This window comes from Mesorhizobium sp. M0802 (assembly GCF_040320115.1).
Lineage (GTDB): Bacteria > Pseudomonadota > Alphaproteobacteria > Rhizobiales > Rhizobiaceae > Mesorhizobium.
On the sequence record NZ_JAMYOY010000012.1, the window covers coordinates 1 to 19300 of the forward strand.

Here is a 19300-nt window from a genome sequence, read left to right on the forward strand (position 1 = left end):
TCGTTATCTCGGCGGTGTGTATAATTTAGCACTATTTTTGCCGGGGCGGCGCGGCGGGCGGCGGGGCGGGTTCAAAGTCTTGGACTGTATTTCAATAATTGCGGCCCCGGGGGTGTAATGCGGCGGCGTTTTCTCTACGAGAATTGTGTGTTTCCGCCATCGGCGGCAAACTTCTAGGCTGTGGTCCGGCATCCGCGCCAGACGGCAAGCCGCTGGAGGACATCATGACCGACACGACCTCAAATCCGCAGGCCGATACGGCACGAGCGTCTGAACTCGGCGCGGTCGCCCGGTTCCTGAAAGCGACCGAGCTCGACACGCGCATGCTCGGCATGGTCGGCGCGCTGCTGGTCGTCTGGGTCGGCATACATATCCTGTCGGGTGGGCTTTTCCTGACGCCGCGCAATCTTTGGAACCTGTCGGTGCAGACGTCCTCGGTCGCGATCATGGCGACCGGCATGGTACTGGTCATCGTCATGCGCAACATCGACCTTTCGGTGGGCTCCGTCGAAGGCGTGATCGGCATGATCATGGGCGTGGCACAGGCCGAATTCCTCATTCGCGTCATCGGCTTCCAGCTTGGAAACCCCTGGCTCTGGGTCGTCGCGCTTGCCGCCGGCGTGGTGCTTGGTCTGCTGATCGGCGCGTTCCAGGGCTTCATCATCGCCTATATGCAGGTTCCGGCCTTCATCGTGACGCTTGGTGGCCTGCTGGTCTGGCGTGGCATGGCATGGCTCATCACCAGCGGGCGCACGGTCGCGCCACTCGACGCCACCTTCCAGCTGATGGGCGGCGGACCACGCGGCTCGATTGGCGCCGCTGCCAGCTGGATCGTCGGCATCGTCGCCTGCGCGGCGGTCGCCTTCGCGCTGCTCAACGGTCGCTCGCAGCGCAAGCGCTTCAGCTTTCCACTGCGCCCCGTCTGGGCCGAGACATTGCTTGGCGTGGTCGCTTGCGCGGCCATCCTCGGCGCCGTGTGGATCGCCAATTCCTATCCATGGCCGATCGGCATCGTGCGCCAGTACGCACAGCAGAACGGCATCACCGTTCCCGAAGGCGGGCTGTTCATCGCGCATGGCATCGCCATACCGGTGCTGATGGCGGTGATTGTCGGCATCATCATGACGTTCATCACCAAGCGCACGCGTTTCGGCCGCTATGTCTTCGCCATCGGGGGCAATCCGGAGGCAGCGGAACTCGCCGGCATCAACACGCGCTGGGTGACCATGAAGGTGTTCATGATCATGGGTGTGCTGGCTGCAATCAGCGCGGCGATCTCGTCGGCCCGTCTCAATGCGTCAACCAATGCGCTGGGCACACTGGACGAGCTTTTGGTGATCGCGGCCGCTGTCATCGGCGGCACGTCGCTCGCGGGCGGCGCCGGAACGGTGATGGGCGCCATGCTCGGCGCGCTTCTGATGCAGTCGCTGCAATCCGGCATGGTGCTGCTCGGCATCGACTCGCCGCTGCAGAGCATTGTCGTTGGCGCTGTCCTGGTCATCGCCGTCTGGCTCGACACCGTCTACCGCAAGCGCGTCTAGGGAGGAACGATTATGGAAAAAACTGCTCCCACCGGTACGCCACTGATCGACATGCGCAACATCTCGATCGCGTTCGGTGGCATTCGCGCCGTCGACGATGCGTCCATCGATCTTTTCCCGGGCGAAGTGGTGGCGCTGCTTGGCCACAACGGCGCCGGTAAGTCGACGCTGATCAAGATCCTGTCGGGCGCCCACAAGCGCGATGCCGGCCAGATCTTGGTCAACGGCCAGGAGGCCTCGATCTCCAATCCGCGCGACGCCAAGAAATACGGCATCGAAACGATCTACCAGACGCTTGCGCTGGCCGACAATGTCGACGCTGCCGCCAACCTCTTCCTCGGCCGCGAACTGATGACCGCGTGGGGGACACTCGACGATGTCGCCATGGAGGCCGAGGCGCGCAAGGTGATGGGCCGGCTCAATCCGCGCTTCCAGCGCTTCAAGGAGCCCGTGATCAAGCTATCGGGCGGCCAGCGCCAGTCGGTGGCGATCGCACGCGCCATCCTGTTCAACGCCCGCATCCTGATCATGGACGAACCGACGGCCGCGCTTGGGGCGCAGGAGACGGCGCAGGTCGGCGAACTGGTCAAGCAGCTCAAGGCCGACGGCATCGGCATTTTCCTGATCAGCCACGACATTCACGACGTGTTCGAGCTTGCCGACCGAGTCTGCGTAATGAAGAACGGCCAGGTCGTCGGCACCGCGCGCACCACCGATGTGACCCAGGACGAAGTGCTCGGCATGATCATCCTGGGAAAGTGCCCGCCCGGCGCCATTCCCGGTCCGGGTGCGCTGAAGATCGCGGCCTGAGACCACGATATCATCGGCTCTCATCTTCACCGATGTTCGACCGATAAGCCGGCTAAATATACGTGATATGCCAGCCGTCATTATGGCTTGGCCGCGCCATTGTCTTGCCGCGGCGAGTTGCCCATAAAGGTTCCCGAACCGTCCATGGGCCTGCGTTGAAGAAGTTTTTCCCGATCCTTGCCTTCATTGCCGTTGCACTGATCAGCCTTACGATGGCGGGCTTCGCCTATTTCGCCACCCAGGAAGCGGCGCGCATCAAGTTCGAGGCGACGGCCGACGACGCGCTCAACCGCATCGAAAGCCGTATCGATCTGCATCTGTCACTGCTGCGCTCGACGCAGGCGCTGTTCGACGCCCGCAATGGCGAGATTTCAGGTAGCGAATTCAAGGCCTTCTTCAGCGCCCTCAATGTCGATAACAATTTCGCTGGCCTGCGCGGCATCGGCTATCTCAGGCTGGCCAAGACCGGTGACGAAGCGGCGGTCGAGCGCGACATGTTGCGCGACCGCGGCGCCGCCCACACGGTCTATCCGGACACGACACAGCCGTGGCGCACGCCCGTCGTGCTGTTCGAGCCGCTCGACCCTGCCAACGAATCCACCATCGGCTACGACATGTTCACCGAGCCGGTGCGGCGCGAGGCGATCGAAAAAGCGCTGGCCGATGACGCACAGCACGCAAGCGGTCTGGTCCAACTCGGCCAGGACACGGGCGCGGCGCAGACCTTTACCGGTTTCCTGGTCTTCGTCAGGCTCAATGTCGAAACCGCGCCGGATGGTATCAACGCGTCCAGATCATCGACATCAGGCCTTCTCTACGCGGCCTTCCGCGCCCGCGACCTGTTCCAGACCGCGCTCAGCCGCACGCCTTTGCTGCCGGTCAACACCGCGGTCTATGACGGCACGGCCGACGCCGACAATCTTCTGTTCCAGTCGGAAACGCCGCCGGTTGCGAGCTTTGGCGACAGGCTGTTGGTGACGCGCAAGATCATCGTCGCCGGTCGGCCGTGGACGGTGCTGTTTCGGCCGACAAGTGCATTTTCGCAACCGTCCTCGCGCGCCATTCCGGTCATGCTCGGGCTGTTCGGCCTGCTTCTGGCCGGCGCCATAGCGTTGGTGGCCCGCTACCAGGAGCGCGCCTACGACGCCAAGTCGCTGCTGCATGAAACGACGGAAAAAAGCCTGCTCGAAAAGGATTTGATGCTGCAGGAGATGAAGCATCGAATCAAGAATTCGATCACGCGGGTGCTGGCGATTGCGCGCCAGACGGCGGCGCAAGCAACCGACGTGCAGGAGTTCTCAACTTCCTTCTCGGCCCGCCTCCAGGCAATGGCGGCTTCCCAGGATATGCTGACGCGTTCGCGCTGGCAGAAGGCCGATCTTGGCGACCTGCTGCGCATCGAGCTCGGCCAGGTGTTCGGCAAGGAGCTTCCGGAAGGGATATTGTCAGGGCCTCAGGTGCTTCTCGACGAGAGGACGACGCAGGCGCTTGGCCTGACCTTTCACGAGCTGGCGACGAATGCGCTGAAATATGGCGAGGCCGGCAATTCCGTGGGTGCGCTGAAGGTCAACTGGTCGTTCGAGGGGCGCGGGTCTGAGCGGATGCTGGTTCTGAACTGGCGCGAGGCCGGGCAGAAGGAACTCGAAGCGCCGGCGAAGACCGGCTTCGGCACCAAGCTGATCGACCTCAATGTCACGCAGGAATTGCGCGGCACGATTGCCCGAGATTTTCGCGTCGATGGGCTTACGGTGGAAATCAGGATCCCGCCGCCTCATGCAGGCAAACAAACGGAGACCGGCTGACCGGTCTCCGTCGCGATTGTCTGACGCTTTTGAAGCGAATCAGCAGCGAGCGGTGTAGAGCCGGCCGCGATTGTCGCGATACTGGCAATAGCCGTTGCGCAGGTTGCGCACCAGCAGGCCGGAACCGGCGCCAACGGCTGCGCCGATCAGCGCACCCTTGCCGCCGCCGATCAGTCCGCCGGCCAAAGCACCGACACCGGCGCCGACACCGACATCCTGCTCGGTCGTGCTGCAGCCGCTGACGGCGACCACCGCAACCATGGCAATAATCAATTTCCGCATAGAATCTCTCCTCACTTTTGTCCTCACTTTAGTAAGCTCCAGCCGCTATTTAGCACGAAACAGCAGCCTTTGCCCGCTCGATCTTATTGTTGGCTAAGAGAGTCTTTTTCGCGGCGCGTGGCGTTCGACGCGACCACGACACTGGAAATCTGCAAAGACGCGTCGAGGGTGCCGTCCGGGCGCACGTTCCAGACGATCTGGTCGTAATCATCTTCCAGCGCGGGGTCGACCGTAAGACATTTGGCAACGACGTGCTCGGCCTGACCCTGCACGTCGCCGGCAGCGAATGGACGTTCTGCCGTGCATGCTTCGGCGGTTTCGAAAACACTGACCGGCACCGGCAGTTCACGGCATTCGGTCATGTTGTTCGAACAGCCAATTACCAAAAGCAAAGCGGCGATGTGTTCCACGGCGACACGTCCTCTCGCCATAAGAACGGTCCACAGCCGTCAAAGTTCCTGTGCCGAAAGGGCGTTAATAATTGGTCGGCTACGAGCTGGACAGTTTCTGAGCCAGGCTGCTTGGGAGCAGCGTGAACCTGAGCATCTGGCTCAGACCCATTGCGACGCCACGATCAGCACAACAGCGGCGACGAGCGCGACAGCGGCGACGCGAAGCAAGGGATGCCAGGCGTGCTGCAAAGGCGAGGCTGAAGCGTCAGGATCCTGAAAGCCGCTCATCGACACCCGGGCGGCCTGCTCCAGCCTGTTCATATCGGCAACCGTCATGATCATTCCTCCCATACTCGCGTTGCAGGCTGCGGCCGAAACATCGGTTGAATCGGTCAAGATCCAGCAATCTCTGGGAACCACAGCATCGGATTTTATGGTGAACAGCCGGTTAAGGAATCCCGCCGCTCATTCGGTTTCGAAATTGCCGTGCGGAACGACGAGGCGATATTCGAGGCGGTCACTGGTGATCTCCAGCGTCGCCGTGCCGTTCAGCGATGCCGGCACGACACGTTCGAGGGCAACGCTGCCGAAGCGTTTCTCGGTGCGCCTGTTATCATTGGCGACAATGGCCTCGACCCAGGTCAGCGACAAAGCCGGCTTGTCTGCGGCCTCTGCGACGTTCGACAGATCGGCGGTTACCTCGACAAAGCCGTCCGGCCGCGCCAGGGCGCCGTAGCTGAATGAATTGACGGCGAGTTCGTGCATTGCCAGTCCAATATGAATGGCCGCGTTGGGATTGAGGTAGGGGTTGACGCCATTGAAGCGCAGGCTCTGCGCGGGATCGGCGCCGTAGCGAACGACCTGGCCGCGGATAAGCTCGCGAAGTGCTGCACCCCGCCAGTTCGACGACGTTACCAGATCCTGGGAGGAAGCCAGTGACTGCAGGCGGCCGCGAAAGCGCTTCAGGAAATCGTCGGGTGTCTCGGAATAGCGGCCGGTCTGGGTGGCAATACTCTGGATGATGGCCAACAGGTTCTTGGAGCGGTGGCTGACTTCGCGCAACAGCGTCTTCAGCGTCTGTTCGCGGCGTTTCTGCTCGGTGGTTTCCACCATCGTGGTGACGACGCCCTGCACGTCGCCGCGATTGCCCCGATCGGCATCGACCCATACCTGGAACCAGCGCATGCCATCACCGGTGGGAACACTCAGTTCAAGGCGTTCCGGATTGCCGGAAGCGATCACATTGCTTTTGGCGGCGGCGATTTGCTCAGCTTGCGCCGGTGGCAACGCGCCGTTGCTGTCGGCTGTGTCGGAGACCCACGGCGCACGCATGTTGCGGGCCCATACAGTCTTCAATTCACGATCCTGATAGAGGACAGAAATGCCGGCATTGTGCAGAGCGTGAAGCAAGGCCCGGCCAAGCTGCATTCCGCTTTCAGCCGGGTGCAGTGCGATCACCTCGTCGCCCTGTCCGCTCTCGCCTCCGCCAATGGAACGCATCAATCACCTGTCCACCTGATCAGGACCGAACGATTCACTTGGACTCAGTTCCTGAGTAGGTCCCCAGAAAAGGTCCGCCGGACGATGTCCCGTTGGAGGACATCGCCCGGCGGTGGCTGGAAACCGTTTGAGGGGTGCGGCTTCCAGTGTTCGCCCGCTCCTACGATGCCCGTCTGAACAGGCCGGCCAGAAGCGAGATGACGAGGAAGGCGAGAAAGATGAAGAACAATATTTGCGCGATACCGGCCGAGGTACCGGCGATGCCGCCGAAACCAAGCGCGCCGGCGATGATCGCCACGACGAGAAATACGAGCGCCCAGTAGAGCATGATCTGTCTCCTTCCGATACTGGATCAAAAACGTGAGTGATTGCTGTTTGTTCCACCATTTGCCGAAAAAGAAGGTCTTTGGAAGAGGCCCGGATGCGAATTGATTCGCGCGCGTGCGTCCCATACGGAGCGACGGGCAGCCGCCGATCGCCGGTTTGGCGATCGCCAGTGCCGGCAACGCTGCGAGGCGGCGAAAAGTTGGAGATTGAAGGCCCTACTTCACGCGGCGGCCTTGGCCTGCCGGTCGAAGAACAGCGCTTGGCTGATCAGCGCCTTTACCATGTCGGGATTGAACGGCTTGGTGACGAGGAAGGCCGGTTCAGGCCGCTCGCCGGTCAGCAGACGTTCGGGGAAGGCGGTGATGAAGATTACCGGCACCGAAGTCGACGACAGGATTTCGTTGACCGCATCGATACCCGAGCTGCCATCGGCAAGCTGAATGTCAGCCAGCACCATCTTCGGCCTTGTCTTGCCGAACATCGCCACCGCCTCGGTATGGGTGCGCGCGGTTCCGACCACGTGGTGGCCGAGGCTCTCGACCATTTCCTCGATGTCCATGGCGATCAGCGGCTCGTCCTCGATGATCAGCACATCGGTCGCCACCTGGCGAGAGATCTCATTGCTCGCCTGGGCAAGCAGTTCGGAGAATTCCTTGGCGTCGACATCGAGAATTTCAGCTGCCTCCTCTTCACCGAAGCCTTCGACCGCGACCAGCAGGAAAGCCTGGCGTGGCCGTGGCGCAATGGCGTTCAGATTGGCGGCGGCGCGCTGCTCCCATGCCGATTGTGCCTGCTCCTGCGGAACGCGGATGGCAATGGAGGTGAACAGTTTGGCGAATACCTTGTAGAGCGCGATGCGGTCGCTTGACGCTTGCGGGAAGATGTCGACGTCGGCGATGATGGCTTCGAGCATCGCGGCGACCAGCGCATCGCCACTCTCCTGCGATCCGGATACGGCGCGTGAAAAGCGGCGCAGGAACGGCAGGTGCGGAGCGATGGTTGCGGAAAGGCTCATGGTAGACGTCTCCCTCAGATGACGTGATTGCATAGATTGCAGGTCAAGCTGATTGCAAGCCCCAACACCCAAACGCGGGTTTTGCGAAAAAGTTCCGAGACTTGTGGAACGAAACCGTACGGGCGACGTTTGTGGTGCGATGGGCAACCAGACGAGGGGGCCGCTTTGCGTTGTGTAATGGGGCGGCTCGGGGCGCTGGATTTAAGGGCGAAATGAAGGACATGAATAAAGAAACGCTGGCTGGCGCCGCTGACAGGCGCCGGGCCAATTCCGGCGACCCGCTCGGGGCGAATTCGGAAATCGGCCGCAAACTCAAACAATATTATGACGAGCTGGTCTCGGACAATGTGCCGGATCGCTTTGCCCAGTTGCTCAGCCAACTGGAAAAGGCCGAACCTGCACAGAAGAAGGACTGAGGCATGGCAGCTGTCTCACAAGGGTTCAAGACCGACCTGCTCGGCTCGATCCCGAGCCTGCGGGCCTTTGCCGTGTCGCTGACGCAGAATGCCGACAAAGCCGACGATCTGGTGCAGGAGACGCTGGTCAAGGCTTGGGACAAGCATGAGAGCTTTCAGCCCGGCACCAATCTCAAGGCATGGCTGTTCACCATCCTGCGCAACGAGTTCTATTCCCAGATGCGCAAGCGCGGCCGCGAGGTGCAGGACAGCGACGGCATCATGACGGCCAGGCTTGCCGTTCATCCGGCTCAGCACGGCCAGCTTGACCTCAAGGATTTCCGCGGCGCGCTCGAGCAACTCCCCGAGGACCAGCGCGAAGCCATCATCCTCATCGGCGCTTCAGGCTTTTCCTATGAAGAGGCCGCCGAAATCTGCGGCTGTGCGGTCGGAACGATCAAAAGCCGGGTCAGCCGGGCCCGCACGCGGTTGCAGGAGATCCTCAAAATCTCCGGTGAAGACGAATACGGGCCGGACGCGATCTCGTCCCAGGTGACGGGTTCAAACGCTGCCTGACAGCGGAGGCCCCGTTTTCGCCGGGCTCTCTACACATACGCATCGAAGATATCTCAGACTGGCGCGCGGCCGCAGGCCGCCGCCAGAGCCTCGACGAGATCGGTCCCCGAATAAGGCTTGGTGACCAGGCGGATGCCGGGAAAAGACCCTTTGATCTCATCGGGGTCCGAATAGCCGGAGGCAAAGACAAACGGCAGGCCCGATTGGCGCAGCCGCGCGGCGAAATCGAGTGTGGACGTTCCGCCTAGCATGAGGTCCACGATAGCGGCGTCGAACTCGCCAACGACCTTCTGCTCATCGATCTCGGCCAGAGCGCGGGCAATCACTACGTCGCTCGCGCCATGGTCGCGGCAAAGCTGCTCGACATCCATGGCGATCAGGAATTCATCCTCCAAGACAAGAATTCGCAATCCCTCAAGCAATGGCGGCACTTGGCAATCTCTCCTCAATTCTTGCAGCATCGGGTACAGTGACTCCAGTCAACCGCATCGCGGACCTTGGGGGGATCGGTCAGGCCTTAATCCGAAAAGTTCGCCCACCGACTCTACTCCACAAGCGAGCTTCGAATTCGCCTCAATGGAGTGTAGCGAGTCATGATCGCTATTTGCCATCCTGTCATTTAAAAAAGACATGCCATCGGCAGCGGAACCGCGGCCTTGCAAAGGCGTAGCACTCAGTCTCTGGCAAGAGACTTTCGAAAGAGGGATCGAAATGTCGGGCCAGAATGGTCGCTCGTTTTCCAGCCGTCAGTACCCATGCGAGATATGCCCGCTTCGGCCATTGCCGGTGTTCCGGGAATTCGAGAAGCAGGAGCTTGCCTATGTCAGCATGTTCAAGAAGGGCGAACTGTCCGTCGACAAGGGCGCCACAGTGCTGGTCGAAGGCAGCCAAAGTGCTCATCTCTACACCGTGCTTTCGGGCTGGGCCTTCCGCTACAAACTATTGTCGGACGGCAGGCGCCAGATCCTGAACTACTCCATGCCCGGCGATCTTATCGGGCTGCAGGGCAGCCTGATGGGCGAAATGCAGCACTCGGTCGAGGCGCTGTCGCCCATGCTTTTGTGCGTCTTCGAGCGTGAAAACCTGCACGAGCTCTACCGCAACCATCCGGGCCTTGCTTACGACATTACCTGGCTGGCGTCGCGCGAGGAGCGCATGCTGGACGAGAACCTGCTCAGCGTCGGCCGGCGCACGGCGGTCGAGCGCACCGCCTATCTCATTGCCTTCATCGCCAGCCGCGCGGCGGCAGTCGGGCTCAACGGCAAGGCGCCGGTGCAAATCCCGATTACCCAGCAGCATGTCGCCGATACGCTCGGCCTGTCGCTGGTCCACACCAACAAGACGATCCGCAAGCTCATCGATCGCAAGCTGATCGCCTGGCGCGACGGCGGTTGCGAAGTGATCGACGGGGAGGGGCTGAAGGATCTCGCGCGCTGGGAGGGCCTAAGCGAAGGCCGTCGGCCGCTGATCTGACAGGCAGGCCTCCATCTGGGGCTGGACTCGCACTTGCAAACACCCTTTCATGGATACGGTCTCCGATTTCGGAACCATGACGTGTGTCGGGCGTTTGAAGCCAAGCAAACGCAAGGAGTTTAGAATGGCAACTGCCGCAGGAAAAACCGCCAACGAAAGTCAGACGAACGCCGACCTGGAAGCCGACATTCGGCAGTTGAAGGCGGATATCGAAAAGTTGACCAAGCAATTGGCCAAGACCGGCGAACATGGTTACGGCACGGCGCGGCGCGCTGCTGCCGAAGGCGTCGACCAGTTGCGCGCGCAGGGCGAAGCCGTCTTCGACAGCCTGCGTGGCAACGCCAAGGATCTTGAGGCCCAGATCACGGCCAATGTGCGCGAGAAGCCGGTAACTTCACTGGCGATCGCGGCCGGCGTCGGCTTCCTGTTTGCGCTTCTTGCCCGGCGCTAATTTCGACAGAGATGGGCATGCTGGCACCGCTTATCTCGGCCTTGGCCTCGGGTGAAGCCATTGCCGCCATGCGCCGCGCGCGCACGGCGGCAATCGTCTACGGGCTCGCCGCCGTGGCTGCCCTGTGCGGCCTCGGGTTTCTCCTGGGGGCGGCCTACATCTGGGCGGCTGACCGTTATGGCTCGATGGCCGCCTGTCTTGGCTTCGCCGCTGGTTTCCTGGTACTGGCCGGGCTTATCGTGCTCATTCATCAACTTGCGGCTGGAACGCGTGAACGCCGACGTGCGCGAAGGCGCAATGCCGACCTGAAGGCGCTCGGTATCACCGCGGCGCTTGCCGTGCTGCCGGCCTTGCTCAAGGGGAAAGGCGGGAAGGGCGTCATTCTCGGCCCGATGATCGCGCTCGCGGCCTATGCCATCTACCGCGAGAACGTCAAACCGGATCCGGGCGATCCAGACAGCGAAGCCGACTAAAGCGCGTCGCGCTGATACGCTGTTCCCGGGAAAACCGCTTCGCACTTCTGAAATTTGCTTTAAGCCGGCAGATCTTCAAGCGGCATCGATATTTCGGCGAACACGCCTTCGCTGCGGAATTCGTGGGTCACTTCGCTCGACAAAACCTTGGCGAGGCTGCGGCGGATCAGGATAGAGCCGAAGCCCTGGCGTTCCGGCGGGTCGACTTTCGGCCCACCGCTTTCGCTCCAGGTCAGCACAAGGCGGCGCGCGCCTTTCTTGCCCGCCGCCTTCCAGTCGACATCGACCTTCCCCGAGCCAACCGACAGCGATCCGTATTGCAGCGCGTTGCTGGCCAGTTCGTGCATGATCAAACCGAGCCCCACCGCCTGGTCGGGCGAAAGCAGCAGATCCGGACCGGAGATCACGATGCGCGGCCGTTCTGCCGAATCGAACGGCTTGACCTCGATCTGCATCAGTTCGCGAATACCGATGCCGCGCCATTCGCGATCCGACAGCAGGTTATGGGCAGCGCCCAGCGCCTGCAGCCTGGCGCCGAAGGCTTCCAGGAATTCGCTTGGGCGGCGAGCGTGGCGAACGGTCTGCGTCGCCAGCGCCTGCACCGTCGCCAGCGTGTTCTTGACCCGATGGTTGAGCTCGCGCAGCAGCAGCCTTTGCCGGTCCTCGCCGAGCTTGCGTTCCGAGATGTCGTAGTTGACGCCAAAGATCAGCGTCGGCTTGCCTTCGCCGTCGCGCTCGATGACGCGGCCGCGGGTGACTATCCAGCGCGGCGGATCGAAGCCTTTGACCCGGTATTCGCCGAAATAGTCGTCGCTGCCGGTCAGGGCATCGCGAAAGCGCGTCTCGGTCTGGTAGACGTCGCGCGGGTCGATGGCGGCCAGAATGTCGCGCGCCCGCAGCCGGTTCGAACGCGGCAGGTTGAACAGCTCCGACAAACGCACGTCGCATTCGATCATGTCGGTGCGGATATCCCAGGCCCAACTGGCGAGCGAGGCGGCATCGAGCGCTATGGCTCGGCGCTTTTCCTCCTGCGCCAAAGCAGCCGTGGCAATGGCGCCGCTGCGGGTGGCGTCCTTGAGGGTAAACAGGCTGGCGGCGAGGCTGGCCAGCGATTTCAAATGATCGAGCGCGGCAGCGGACGGAAATTCATGCGGCTCCCGGTCGAGTACGCACACCGTGCCGACGCGGGCGCCGGCGACCACCATCGGCGCGCCGACATAAAAGCGGACATGGTGTTCGCCGGTGACCAGCGGATTGCGGGAGAAGCGAGGGTCGATGCTGGCATCCGGCACCACCATCGGCTCGTCGCCGGCGGCAATGGTATGGGCGCAGAACGATATGTCGGTCGCGGTTTCGGTCTCGTTAAAGCCGACACAGGATTTGAACCACTGTCGTTCGGTGTCGAGCAGCGTGACGAGCGCGATCGGCGCCCCCATCACGGCGGCGGCAAGGCCGGTGATGCGATCGAAGTCGGGATCGGAGTCGGTGTCGATCGCGTCAAGCCCGTGCAGTACGGCAAGCCGCTCCGGCGACGCCACGGCGCGGCGGACCTCAACCGGCAAACCAGCCTGCTTCGCCACCTTGCTATCCACCAAGCCCCCTCGCTTGCAGGCCCCACCCGCGGTGGCGCGCACCTTGCGCGGCCGTCGCGCGCCGGAACTTTTGTAGCAAGCAATCGTTACCCCACCATGTTTCGCCGGCGATGGTTTTATCCACCATCCCGGTTGCACGACAGGAACGCCGCCAATGACCAAGATCGCCCCTGAAAACAAAGCCCGTCAGGGGCGCTGGGGTTGGCACGGCCTGCGCATATTGGTCGCCGCGTTGCTCCTGGCTTTCATTGCTTGGGGAGCGGCCGAGATTTATGGCCAAAAGATCGATCCAGATACCCCTGAAAGCCAGGGGCAGCCCACCGGCCAGACCGCGCCGGCCGACCAGAGCGCGCCAGCCGGCGAGGGGCAGTCGGGCGGCTAGGGTTTTCCTCGTCATTCGTAATCGCATCAGGCGGCCTTCGCCTGGGCGGCTTGCGCCGGAACCAAGACGTTCAGTGCGCCAGGGTGAATCTGGATTGTCGTTTCACGCTCTAGCTTGACCAGTTCGCCGTCGATGACGGCGCCGAATTTCTTGCTCCCTGTATGGATTTTCACGATTGCCTTGTCGGCCTGATGGGTTTCGACATGATCGCTGTCGCGCCACCTGCCTCGAGCCATGTCGAAGAGCGCCCTGACCAGCTCGCCACGCTGCCGCGCCACGGTTACATAGATGCCGAGCACGCCGCCGGCAGGATTGTCGGCATAAGGCAGATGGCCTTCGCCAAACAGATTGTTGGAAATGCCGATGCCGCTGATGCGGGTCACGATTTCGGCTTCGCCGACCGTCAATGTCACCTTCATGGCTGGAGGATTGTTGATCGTCGTCCAAGCGGCCTTGGCCGAAGCGCGGATCTTTCCCAGGCGCGAGGCAAATTCCATATTGTCGCGCAGCTTCACCATCCTGGCGTGCAGGCCGATCGAGAACTGATGCACGAACGGCCGGCCATTCGCGCTCGCGATATCGACCGCCATGATCTCGCCGTCGGCAAAGGACTTCAGCGCGCCATCGATGGTCTGCGGAATTCCAAGGCCGCGGGCGAACAGGTTCATGGTTCCTGCAGGCAGGACGGCCAGCGCCTTCTTGCCATTCATCAGCCGCCCCGCGGCGGCCGAAATGGTGCCGTCGCCGCCACCGGCCAGCACGACGTCGATGTCGCGTCGCGCGGCGACCTTGTCGAGCGCCGCGACAATCTCCTTGCCGGCGACGATGTCGATATCGATGGAGTGACCAGCCGTCTCAAGCGTCTGGCGCATGCGGTCGGTTAGCGCGGAAAGATCGGTGGTCCGCAAGGTGCCGCCGTCCCGGTTCAGCACCGCTGCAAATCGCATGCCCCGCTCCGTGTTCTTTTTTAGTGGCCGGAATGCCAGCCGCAGGCTGAAACGGGCAAGCTTGGGAAAGGTTCCATCGGCCGGGTGGAAAGTCCGGCGATTCCACGGACTTGCCCGGGGTGTTTCGATGCTCCCGTTTTTTCGGAACAAGCGCCTTGTCACAACGTTGTGATCCCATTGGAGGCGCCGCCTTCGGTCTCCCGGCAAGTGGTTTGCCGATTGCGGCGCGCACGAGATCACGCAAGAGGAGACTTAATCATGATCCGCACACTGTTCGCGACGACCGCACTCGCAACGCTGATCGCTACCGGTGCGTTTGCGCAGTCAACGACGGCCCCGGCGACGACCCCAGCGCCGGCTGAAGCCCCTGCTACCATCGCGCCGGCGCCGCAACAGGCCGACGGCGCGCTGATGACCAATATCATCGGCGAGTCCGTCTACAATGGCACTGGCGACGATGCGCAGAAGATCGGTGACGTCAGCGACGTCGTCCTCGATGAAAACGGCCAGGCGAAATCCGCCATTATCGGCGTTGGCGGCTTCCTCGGCATAGGCAGCAAGAACGTCGCCTTCGACTACGGCAAGTTGCAATGGGTCGAGAGGAATGGTGACCGCTGGCTCGTCGCCGAGACGACGAAAGAAGCGTTGACGGCGCTGCCCGACTTCGACCGTAAGCCCTACGATCCGGCCTCGGCGCCTGCTTCCACGGCGCAGAACGACCCGCAGAAGCCGGTTGATCTCAACGCCGCGCCGTCAGAACCGGCGGTGAAACGCGCTGACGGCAATCTCGCAACCAACATCATCGGCGAGAATGTCTACAATGGCACTGGCGACGATGCCCAGAATATCGGCGACGTCAACGACATCGTGCTGACCAAGGATGGCAAGGCGCAGTCGCTGGTGATCGGCGTCGGCGGCTTCCTCGGCATGGGTGAAAAGAACGTCACCTATGATTTCGCCAAGGCGCAGTGGGCCGAAAAGAACGGCGATCGCTGGCTGGTGGCGCAGACGACCAAGGAGGAACTGCAGGCGCAGCCTGATTTCGACCGGAAGCCCTATGATCCGGCGCCCGTGACGACAACCTCCGACGCGACGCAGCCGACTGCTCCGGCTGCCCCGACGGCCGTTGCACCGGCTGACAATGCTCAGCCAGCGGACAAGACCGCGGAAGCTCCGGCCGGTACAAAAGCCACCGATCCGACGCAAACGGCAGCGATCGACAAGTCCACATTGACCGAAATGCCGGTCGGTAACATCAGAGGCGACGACCTGAAGGGCACCACCGTCTATGGCGCCAACGACGCCAAGGTCGGCGAGATCGGCGACGTCGTGCTCACGCCCGACAGCAAGCCGGATGCCGTCATCATCGATGTCGGCGGCTTTCTAGGCATCGGCGCCAAGGAGGTCGCGGTCGGCATGGACAAGCTCAAATTCATGACCGACAAGGACGGCAACAAATATCTCTACACCAACTTCACCAAGGAGCAGCTGCAGGCGCAGGCCGCCTATGACAAGGGCAGCTATGCCGAGAAGCGCGACCAGCAGCGGATGATGGTACAGTAAGGGAATAGGCAGTAGGGATTAGGCAGTAGGCGAAAACTAGGCGATCAGGCACCAGGCCGACAGGAACATTCTACTGCCTACTGCCTACTGCCTACTGCCTACCGCCTACTGCTACCCACATACCCACCACCCCCTCGTCCGTCAGCTCTGCAAGCGCCAACGACTGGTCAAGATGCTCGGCGCGCCAGGCAAGCAGCCGCTCGGCAAATTCAAGCCGCACGCTGAGATAGGCCGGGTCGGCGGCAACGTTGGCCAGTTCGCCCGGATCCTTCTGCATGTCGAAGAGCAGCGGCGGCAGGCCGCCGCCGAAATGCACGTATTTGAATTTTTCCGTACGGATGACGGCGAGGTTGCACTGGCGCGAGCCGATGCCGAAATGCCGTTCGGCCTCACCGTTGGCAATGGAGCGGAAGTCGAACTCCCAATGCGCCGCGTCGCGCCAATCCTTAGGCGGTTCATCTTGCAGGAACGGTTTTAGCGAGCGGCCGTCGAGATGCAGCTGGGCGTCGGCGTCAAGCAGATCGAGCAAAGTCGGAAAGATGTCGACTGCCTCGGTGAAGTGGTTGACGATCGAGCCGGCTGCATTGCCGCGTCGTGGGTCGCGCACGATCAATGGGATGTGATAGCTGCCGTCGAAGAAGCCGCCTTTGCCCAGCATGAAATGGTCGCCCATCATCTCCGCGTGATCCGAAGTCAGCACGATGATGGTGTCATCCCATGCATTCGCCTTCTTGATCGCTTGCCAGATGCGGCCAAGCTGCGCGTCGACCTCCGAGATCATGCCGTAATAGATCGCGCGGATGGCCCGGATGTTGTCGTCGCCCCAGTCGCGCACGTGGCCGTCGGTGCCGGGGCGGAAGCTTCTCCGCTTCTGGCGACCAAGGTCGTAAGCCAGATAGGGATGGCTCTCAGCTTCCACCTGCCAACTTTCCTGGCGGCGGAAGGCAGGACCATCGGCTGGATCATACAGAGTGTTGTAGGGCTGCGGTACGACAAAGGGCGGATGCGGGCTGATGAAGGAGACATGCGCGAACCATGGCGCATCCTGTTCGTCCAGCCAGCGAATGAATTCGCCGGCAAGAAAAGCGGTCGGCGTCTCGTCCCTGGAATAGACAGGCGGCGCGCTGGTCACGGCGTCGCCCGCTTCCCCGCCCACGGGGCGGTGAATGCCGGGAGAGCCGGCGCTGGTGTCGACGCCACGTGCCTTCAGCCATGACAGCCATGGTTTCTGATGCTCAGGCAGGAACTGGCGAACGCTGAAGCCGGGCAGCACGCCCTCATAGCTTTTCAGCCGGGGATCGCCCGGCGCCATCGTGCGCGGATCGGGCGAGACGTCGGTGTAGCCGAACAAAGTCGGATCATAGCCGAGGGCGCGGGCCGAAAGCGCCATGTTGCCATGGCGGGCGTCGAGCGGCGTGCCGTTGCGGCAGACGCGATTGTTCATCTGGTAGAGGCCGGTGTAGAGGCACGCGCGGGCCGGCGAGCAGGGCGCCGCGCCGCCGTAATGCTGCATGAAAAGGACGCCTTCGGCGGCGAGCGCATCGGCATTCGGCGTCTTCACCACGGGATGGCCGGCAGCCGACAGGCAATCGCCCCGCCATTGGTCGCAGGAGATCAATAGGATGTTCGGGCGTCTGCTTTTCGCGGCCAATGCTCTATCCTGTCACGTCGGGAAGACGTTCAATGAACCGGAATTTGGCGGCAGCGCAAGCCTTGTCAGTCTTGCTTAAATGGTGAACGAAAATTTCCTGCTGTTCACTATTAGGATACAGTCCATTCTGAGTTTGCTGCCTTTGCCATTGCCGGGCGGCCACTCATATAGGCGTGGACAGCGGCAAGAGCCGCAAACCGAAGGGAAGGAGCAAGACAATGCTCGACCAGATCAAGGGCCTGCATCACGTGACGTCGATGGCCGGCGATGCGCGCCAGAACAATGATTTCTTCACGCACAAGCTCGGCCTGCGCCGGGTCAAGAAGACCGTCAACTTCGACGCGCCAGATGTCTATCACCTCTATTATGGTGACGAGCACGGTACGCCCGGCTCGGTGATGACCTATTTTCCGTTCCCGGACATTGCCAGGGGCCGCCATGGCGTCGGGGAAGTCGGTACCACGGCCTATTCGGTGCCGGCCGGCACGCTCGGCTATTGGGAAAAGCGCTTCGCCGATGAAGGCGTTGCGGGTGTCTCCCGCGAAGAGACGTTCGGCGAGAAGCGGCTGGCCTTCGCCGGTCCCGACGGCGACGGTTTCGCGCTGGTCGAAGACAAAGCGGACAGCCGCGCGCCATGGTTGAAAGGCGGCATTCCTGCTGATGAGGCGATACGCGGCTTCCACTCGGTCTCGCTCAGATTGAAGGATGGTGGCGCCACGGAAGAGCTGTTGAAGTTCATGGGCTATGAGCAAGTGGACAAGTCCGGCAGTGTCAGCCGGCTCGCCATCAAGAACGGCAACGGCGCTGATGTCGTAGATATCGAATCGCTGCCTACCGCGGGCTTTGCCAATCTCGGCGCCGGCTCGGTCCACCATGTCGCCTTCGCGGTGGAGAACCGCGCCCAGCAGCTCGAAGTGCGCAAGGCGCTGATCGATACGGGTTATGGTGTGACGCCGGTGATCGACCGCGACTATTTCTGGGCGATCTACTTCCGAACGCCGGGCGGCGTGCTGTTCGAAGTCGCCACCAATGAGCCGGGCTTCGACCGCGACGAGGACACCGCCCATCTCGGCGAGGCGCTGAAACTGCCGACGCAGCACCAGCATCTGCGGCCCTATCTTGAAGAACATCTGCAGAAGCTGGAAGGCTGAGACGATGAGCAAGGAAGCTTACATCCATAAAGCGCTGCCGGGTTCGCCCGGCGGCCCGCTGCTCTTCGTCTTTCACGGCACCGGCGCGGACGAGAGCCAGCTGCTGTCGCTCGGGCGCGACCTCGCGCCACAGGCGACGATCGTATCGCCGCGCGGCGATGTTTCCGAGCATGGTGCGGCGCGTTTCTTCCGCCGCACCGGCGAGGGCGTCTACGACATGGACGACCTCGCGCGGGCGACCGCCAAGATGGCCGGTTTCATCAAGGCGCAGGTGGCAGCGGCAAGGCCATCTTCGGTCTTGGGTCTCGGCTATTCCAACGGCGCCAACATCCTGGCGTCCGTAGTGTTCGCCGCGCCCGAGCTGTTCGATGCGGCGGTGCTGATGCACCCGCTGATCCCGTTCGAGCCGCAGGTGCAGGGCAGCCTTGCAGGACGCCGCATCCTGGTCACCGCCGGCAAGCGCGACCCGATCTGCCCGCCCAACCTGACATCCCGGCTGGAGGCCTATTTGCGCGCCGATGGCGCCGATGTCACAGTGGAGTGGCACGATGGCGGCCACGAAATTCGGCCAAACGAGATCGAAGCGGCGAGGCGGCTTTTTGCCGATGCGCCGGTTGAAGGAGCAAGCGATGCCTGACGAATTGCCTGAGATCGAACTCGAGGACCGCGGCTCGAAGGGACGTTATGTCCTGCGCGGGCCCGGTGGCGCCGAGGCGGAAATGACCTTCACCAAGGTCGGCGAGCACCAGATCATCATCGATCACACCGAAGTGCCGGACGTGTTTCGCGGCCAGGGCGCCGGCCTTCGGCTCGTCACCCGCGCCGTCGAGGACGCGCGGGCAGTGGGCAAGAAGATCATCCCGCTCTGCCCCTTCGCCAACGCCCAGTTCCGCCGCCATCCGGAATGGGCGGATGTGCTGAAGCAATAGACCTTTTTCCCTTCTCCCCTTGTGGGGTGAGCAGCCGGTTCGCCGCAG

Annotated in this window: 23 protein-coding genes; 13 read left to right on the forward strand and 10 right to left on the reverse strand. The window is 62.3% G+C overall.

What is annotated here, in order from left to right:
* The first annotated feature begins 224 nt into the window (after window positions 1-224).
* The 3 genes from NKI10_RS17565 to NKI10_RS17575 all read left to right on the forward strand — a co-directional run bounded on the left by NKI10_RS17565 (window position 225) and on the right by NKI10_RS17575 (window position 4153).
* Complete coding sequence (locus NKI10_RS17565; protein WP_023670105.1) at window positions 225-1541, forward strand: sugar ABC transporter permease; 1317 nt, start codon at window positions 225-227, stop codon at window positions 1539-1541.
* A 12-nt stretch (window positions 1542-1553) separates the two neighbouring features.
* The gene (locus NKI10_RS17570) at window positions 1554-2351 is read left to right on the forward strand and encodes an ATP-binding cassette domain-containing protein (protein ID WP_352861170.1); all 798 of its coding nucleotides are present in this window, start codon (window positions 1554-1556) and stop codon (window positions 2349-2351) included.
* 155 nt (window positions 2352-2506) lie between these two features.
* Complete coding sequence (locus NKI10_RS17575) at window positions 2507-4153, forward strand: CHASE domain-containing protein (RefSeq protein ID WP_352861172.1); 1647 nt, start codon at window positions 2507-2509, stop codon at window positions 4151-4153.
* Between the two features lie 39 nt (window positions 4154-4192).
* Here NKI10_RS17575 and NKI10_RS17580 read toward each other — a convergent pair whose 3' ends face one another.
* The 6 genes from NKI10_RS17580 to NKI10_RS17605 form a co-directional block, all read right to left on the reverse strand.
* Window positions 4193-4435, reverse strand: coding sequence for a YMGG-like glycine zipper-containing protein (locus NKI10_RS17580; protein WP_023670102.1), 243 nt, complete (start codon window positions 4433-4435; stop codon window positions 4193-4195).
* A gap of 83 nt (window positions 4436-4518) precedes the next feature.
* The gene (locus tag NKI10_RS17585) at window positions 4519-4845 is read right to left on the reverse strand and encodes a hypothetical protein (protein ID WP_023670101.1); all 327 of its coding nucleotides are present in this window, start codon (window positions 4843-4845) and stop codon (window positions 4519-4521) included.
* Window positions 4846-4986: 141 nt separating this feature from the next.
* Window positions 4987-5163 (reverse strand): hypothetical protein, encoded by a 177-nt coding sequence (locus NKI10_RS17590; RefSeq protein ID WP_023754149.1) that lies wholly within the window; start codon window positions 5161-5163, stop codon window positions 4987-4989.
* A 129-nt stretch (window positions 5164-5292) separates the two neighbouring features.
* A complete protein-coding gene (locus NKI10_RS17595; RefSeq protein ID WP_023711673.1) occupies window positions 5293-6327 on the reverse strand; it encodes a sensor histidine kinase in 1035 nt (344 codons plus the stop codon).
* A gap of 160 nt (window positions 6328-6487) precedes the next feature.
* Window positions 6488-6655 carry a DUF1328 domain-containing protein gene (locus tag NKI10_RS17600; RefSeq protein ID WP_023670098.1) on the reverse strand — a complete coding sequence of 56 codons (168 nt, stop codon included), beginning with the start codon at window positions 6653-6655 and terminating at the stop codon, window positions 6488-6490.
* 219 nt (window positions 6656-6874) lie between these two features.
* Window positions 6875-7669, reverse strand: a complete 795-nt coding sequence (locus NKI10_RS17605) for a response regulator (protein WP_352861175.1) — start codon at window positions 7667-7669, stop codon at window positions 6875-6877.
* A 212-nt stretch (window positions 7670-7881) separates the two neighbouring features.
* On the opposite strand from NKI10_RS17605, the gene NKI10_RS17610 reads away from it, so the two are divergent.
* Entirely contained in the window at window positions 7882-8085 is a 204-nt protein-coding gene (locus NKI10_RS17610) for a NepR family anti-sigma factor (protein ID WP_023670096.1), read from the forward strand.
* 3 nt (window positions 8086-8088) lie between these two features.
* Window positions 8089-8640, forward strand: coding sequence for a sigma-70 family RNA polymerase sigma factor (locus NKI10_RS17615; protein WP_023670095.1), 552 nt, complete (start codon window positions 8089-8091; stop codon window positions 8638-8640).
* Window positions 8641-8693: 53 nt separating this feature from the next.
* Here the strand turns inward: NKI10_RS17615 and NKI10_RS17620 are convergent, their stop codons facing one another.
* Window positions 8694-9011, reverse strand: a complete 318-nt coding sequence (locus tag NKI10_RS17620) for a response regulator (RefSeq protein ID WP_050587123.1) — start codon at window positions 9009-9011, stop codon at window positions 8694-8696.
* Between the two features lie 340 nt (window positions 9012-9351).
* Here NKI10_RS17620 and NKI10_RS17625 point away from each other — a divergent pair, with 340 nt between their 5' ends.
* The 3 genes from NKI10_RS17625 (at window position 9352) to NKI10_RS17635 (ending at window position 11037) form a co-directional block, all read left to right on the forward strand.
* Entirely contained in the window at window positions 9352-10113 is a 762-nt protein-coding gene (locus NKI10_RS17625) for a Crp/Fnr family transcriptional regulator (protein WP_352861177.1), read from the forward strand.
* A gap of 124 nt (window positions 10114-10237) precedes the next feature.
* On the forward strand, window positions 10238-10564 hold the full coding sequence (locus NKI10_RS17630; RefSeq protein ID WP_023670092.1) for an ElaB/YgaM/YqjD family protein: 327 nt from the start codon (window positions 10238-10240) through the stop codon (window positions 10562-10564).
* A gap of 11 nt (window positions 10565-10575) precedes the next feature.
* Window positions 10576-11037, forward strand: coding sequence for a hypothetical protein (locus NKI10_RS17635; RefSeq protein ID WP_352861179.1), 462 nt, complete (start codon window positions 10576-10578; stop codon window positions 11035-11037).
* A 59-nt stretch (window positions 11038-11096) separates the two neighbouring features.
* Here NKI10_RS17635 and NKI10_RS17640 read toward each other — a convergent pair whose 3' ends face one another.
* Window positions 11097-12617 (reverse strand): sensor histidine kinase, encoded by a 1521-nt coding sequence (locus tag NKI10_RS17640; protein ID WP_502897548.1) that lies wholly within the window; start codon window positions 12615-12617, stop codon window positions 11097-11099.
* Window positions 12618-12783: 166 nt separating this feature from the next.
* Here NKI10_RS17640 and NKI10_RS17645 point away from each other — a divergent pair, with 166 nt between their 5' ends.
* Window positions 12784-13011 carry a hypothetical protein gene (locus NKI10_RS17645; protein ID WP_023693688.1) on the forward strand — a complete coding sequence of 76 codons (228 nt, stop codon included), beginning with the start codon at window positions 12784-12786 and terminating at the stop codon, window positions 13009-13011.
* Window positions 13012-13037: 26 nt separating this feature from the next.
* On the opposite strand, the gene NKI10_RS17650 is transcribed toward NKI10_RS17645, so the two are convergent.
* Complete coding sequence (locus tag NKI10_RS17650; RefSeq protein WP_023683959.1) at window positions 13038-13958, reverse strand: diacylglycerol/lipid kinase family protein; 921 nt, start codon at window positions 13956-13958, stop codon at window positions 13038-13040.
* A gap of 258 nt (window positions 13959-14216) precedes the next feature.
* On the opposite strand from NKI10_RS17650, the gene NKI10_RS17655 reads away from it, so the two are divergent.
* Window positions 14217-15521 (forward strand): PRC-barrel domain-containing protein, encoded by a 1305-nt coding sequence (locus NKI10_RS17655; RefSeq protein WP_352861183.1) that lies wholly within the window; start codon window positions 14217-14219, stop codon window positions 15519-15521.
* Window positions 15522-15612: 91 nt separating this feature from the next.
* Here the strand turns inward: NKI10_RS17655 and NKI10_RS17660 are convergent, their stop codons facing one another.
* Window positions 15613-17172 carry an alkaline phosphatase family protein gene (locus tag NKI10_RS17660; protein ID WP_352861185.1) on the reverse strand — a complete coding sequence of 520 codons (1560 nt, stop codon included), beginning with the start codon at window positions 17170-17172 and terminating at the stop codon, window positions 15613-15615.
* Window positions 17173-17390: 218 nt separating this feature from the next.
* On the opposite strand from NKI10_RS17660, the gene NKI10_RS17665 reads away from it, so the two are divergent.
* From NKI10_RS17665 to NKI10_RS17675, 3 genes are read left to right on the forward strand one after another with little or no spacing between them, the layout of a single operon-like run.
* A complete protein-coding gene (locus NKI10_RS17665) occupies window positions 17391-18323 on the forward strand; it encodes a VOC family protein (RefSeq protein ID WP_023670085.1) in 933 nt (310 codons plus the stop codon).
* Window positions 18324-18327: 4 nt separating this feature from the next.
* A complete protein-coding gene (locus NKI10_RS17670) occupies window positions 18328-18960 on the forward strand; it encodes an alpha/beta hydrolase (RefSeq protein ID WP_352861187.1) in 633 nt (210 codons plus the stop codon).
* Window positions 18953-19252, forward strand: a complete 300-nt coding sequence (locus NKI10_RS17675; protein ID WP_023683956.1) for a GNAT family N-acetyltransferase — start codon at window positions 18953-18955, stop codon at window positions 19250-19252. The genes NKI10_RS17670 and NKI10_RS17675 overlap by 8 nt, the downstream gene beginning before the upstream one ends.
* The last annotated feature ends 48 nt before the right edge of the window (window positions 19253-19300 follow it).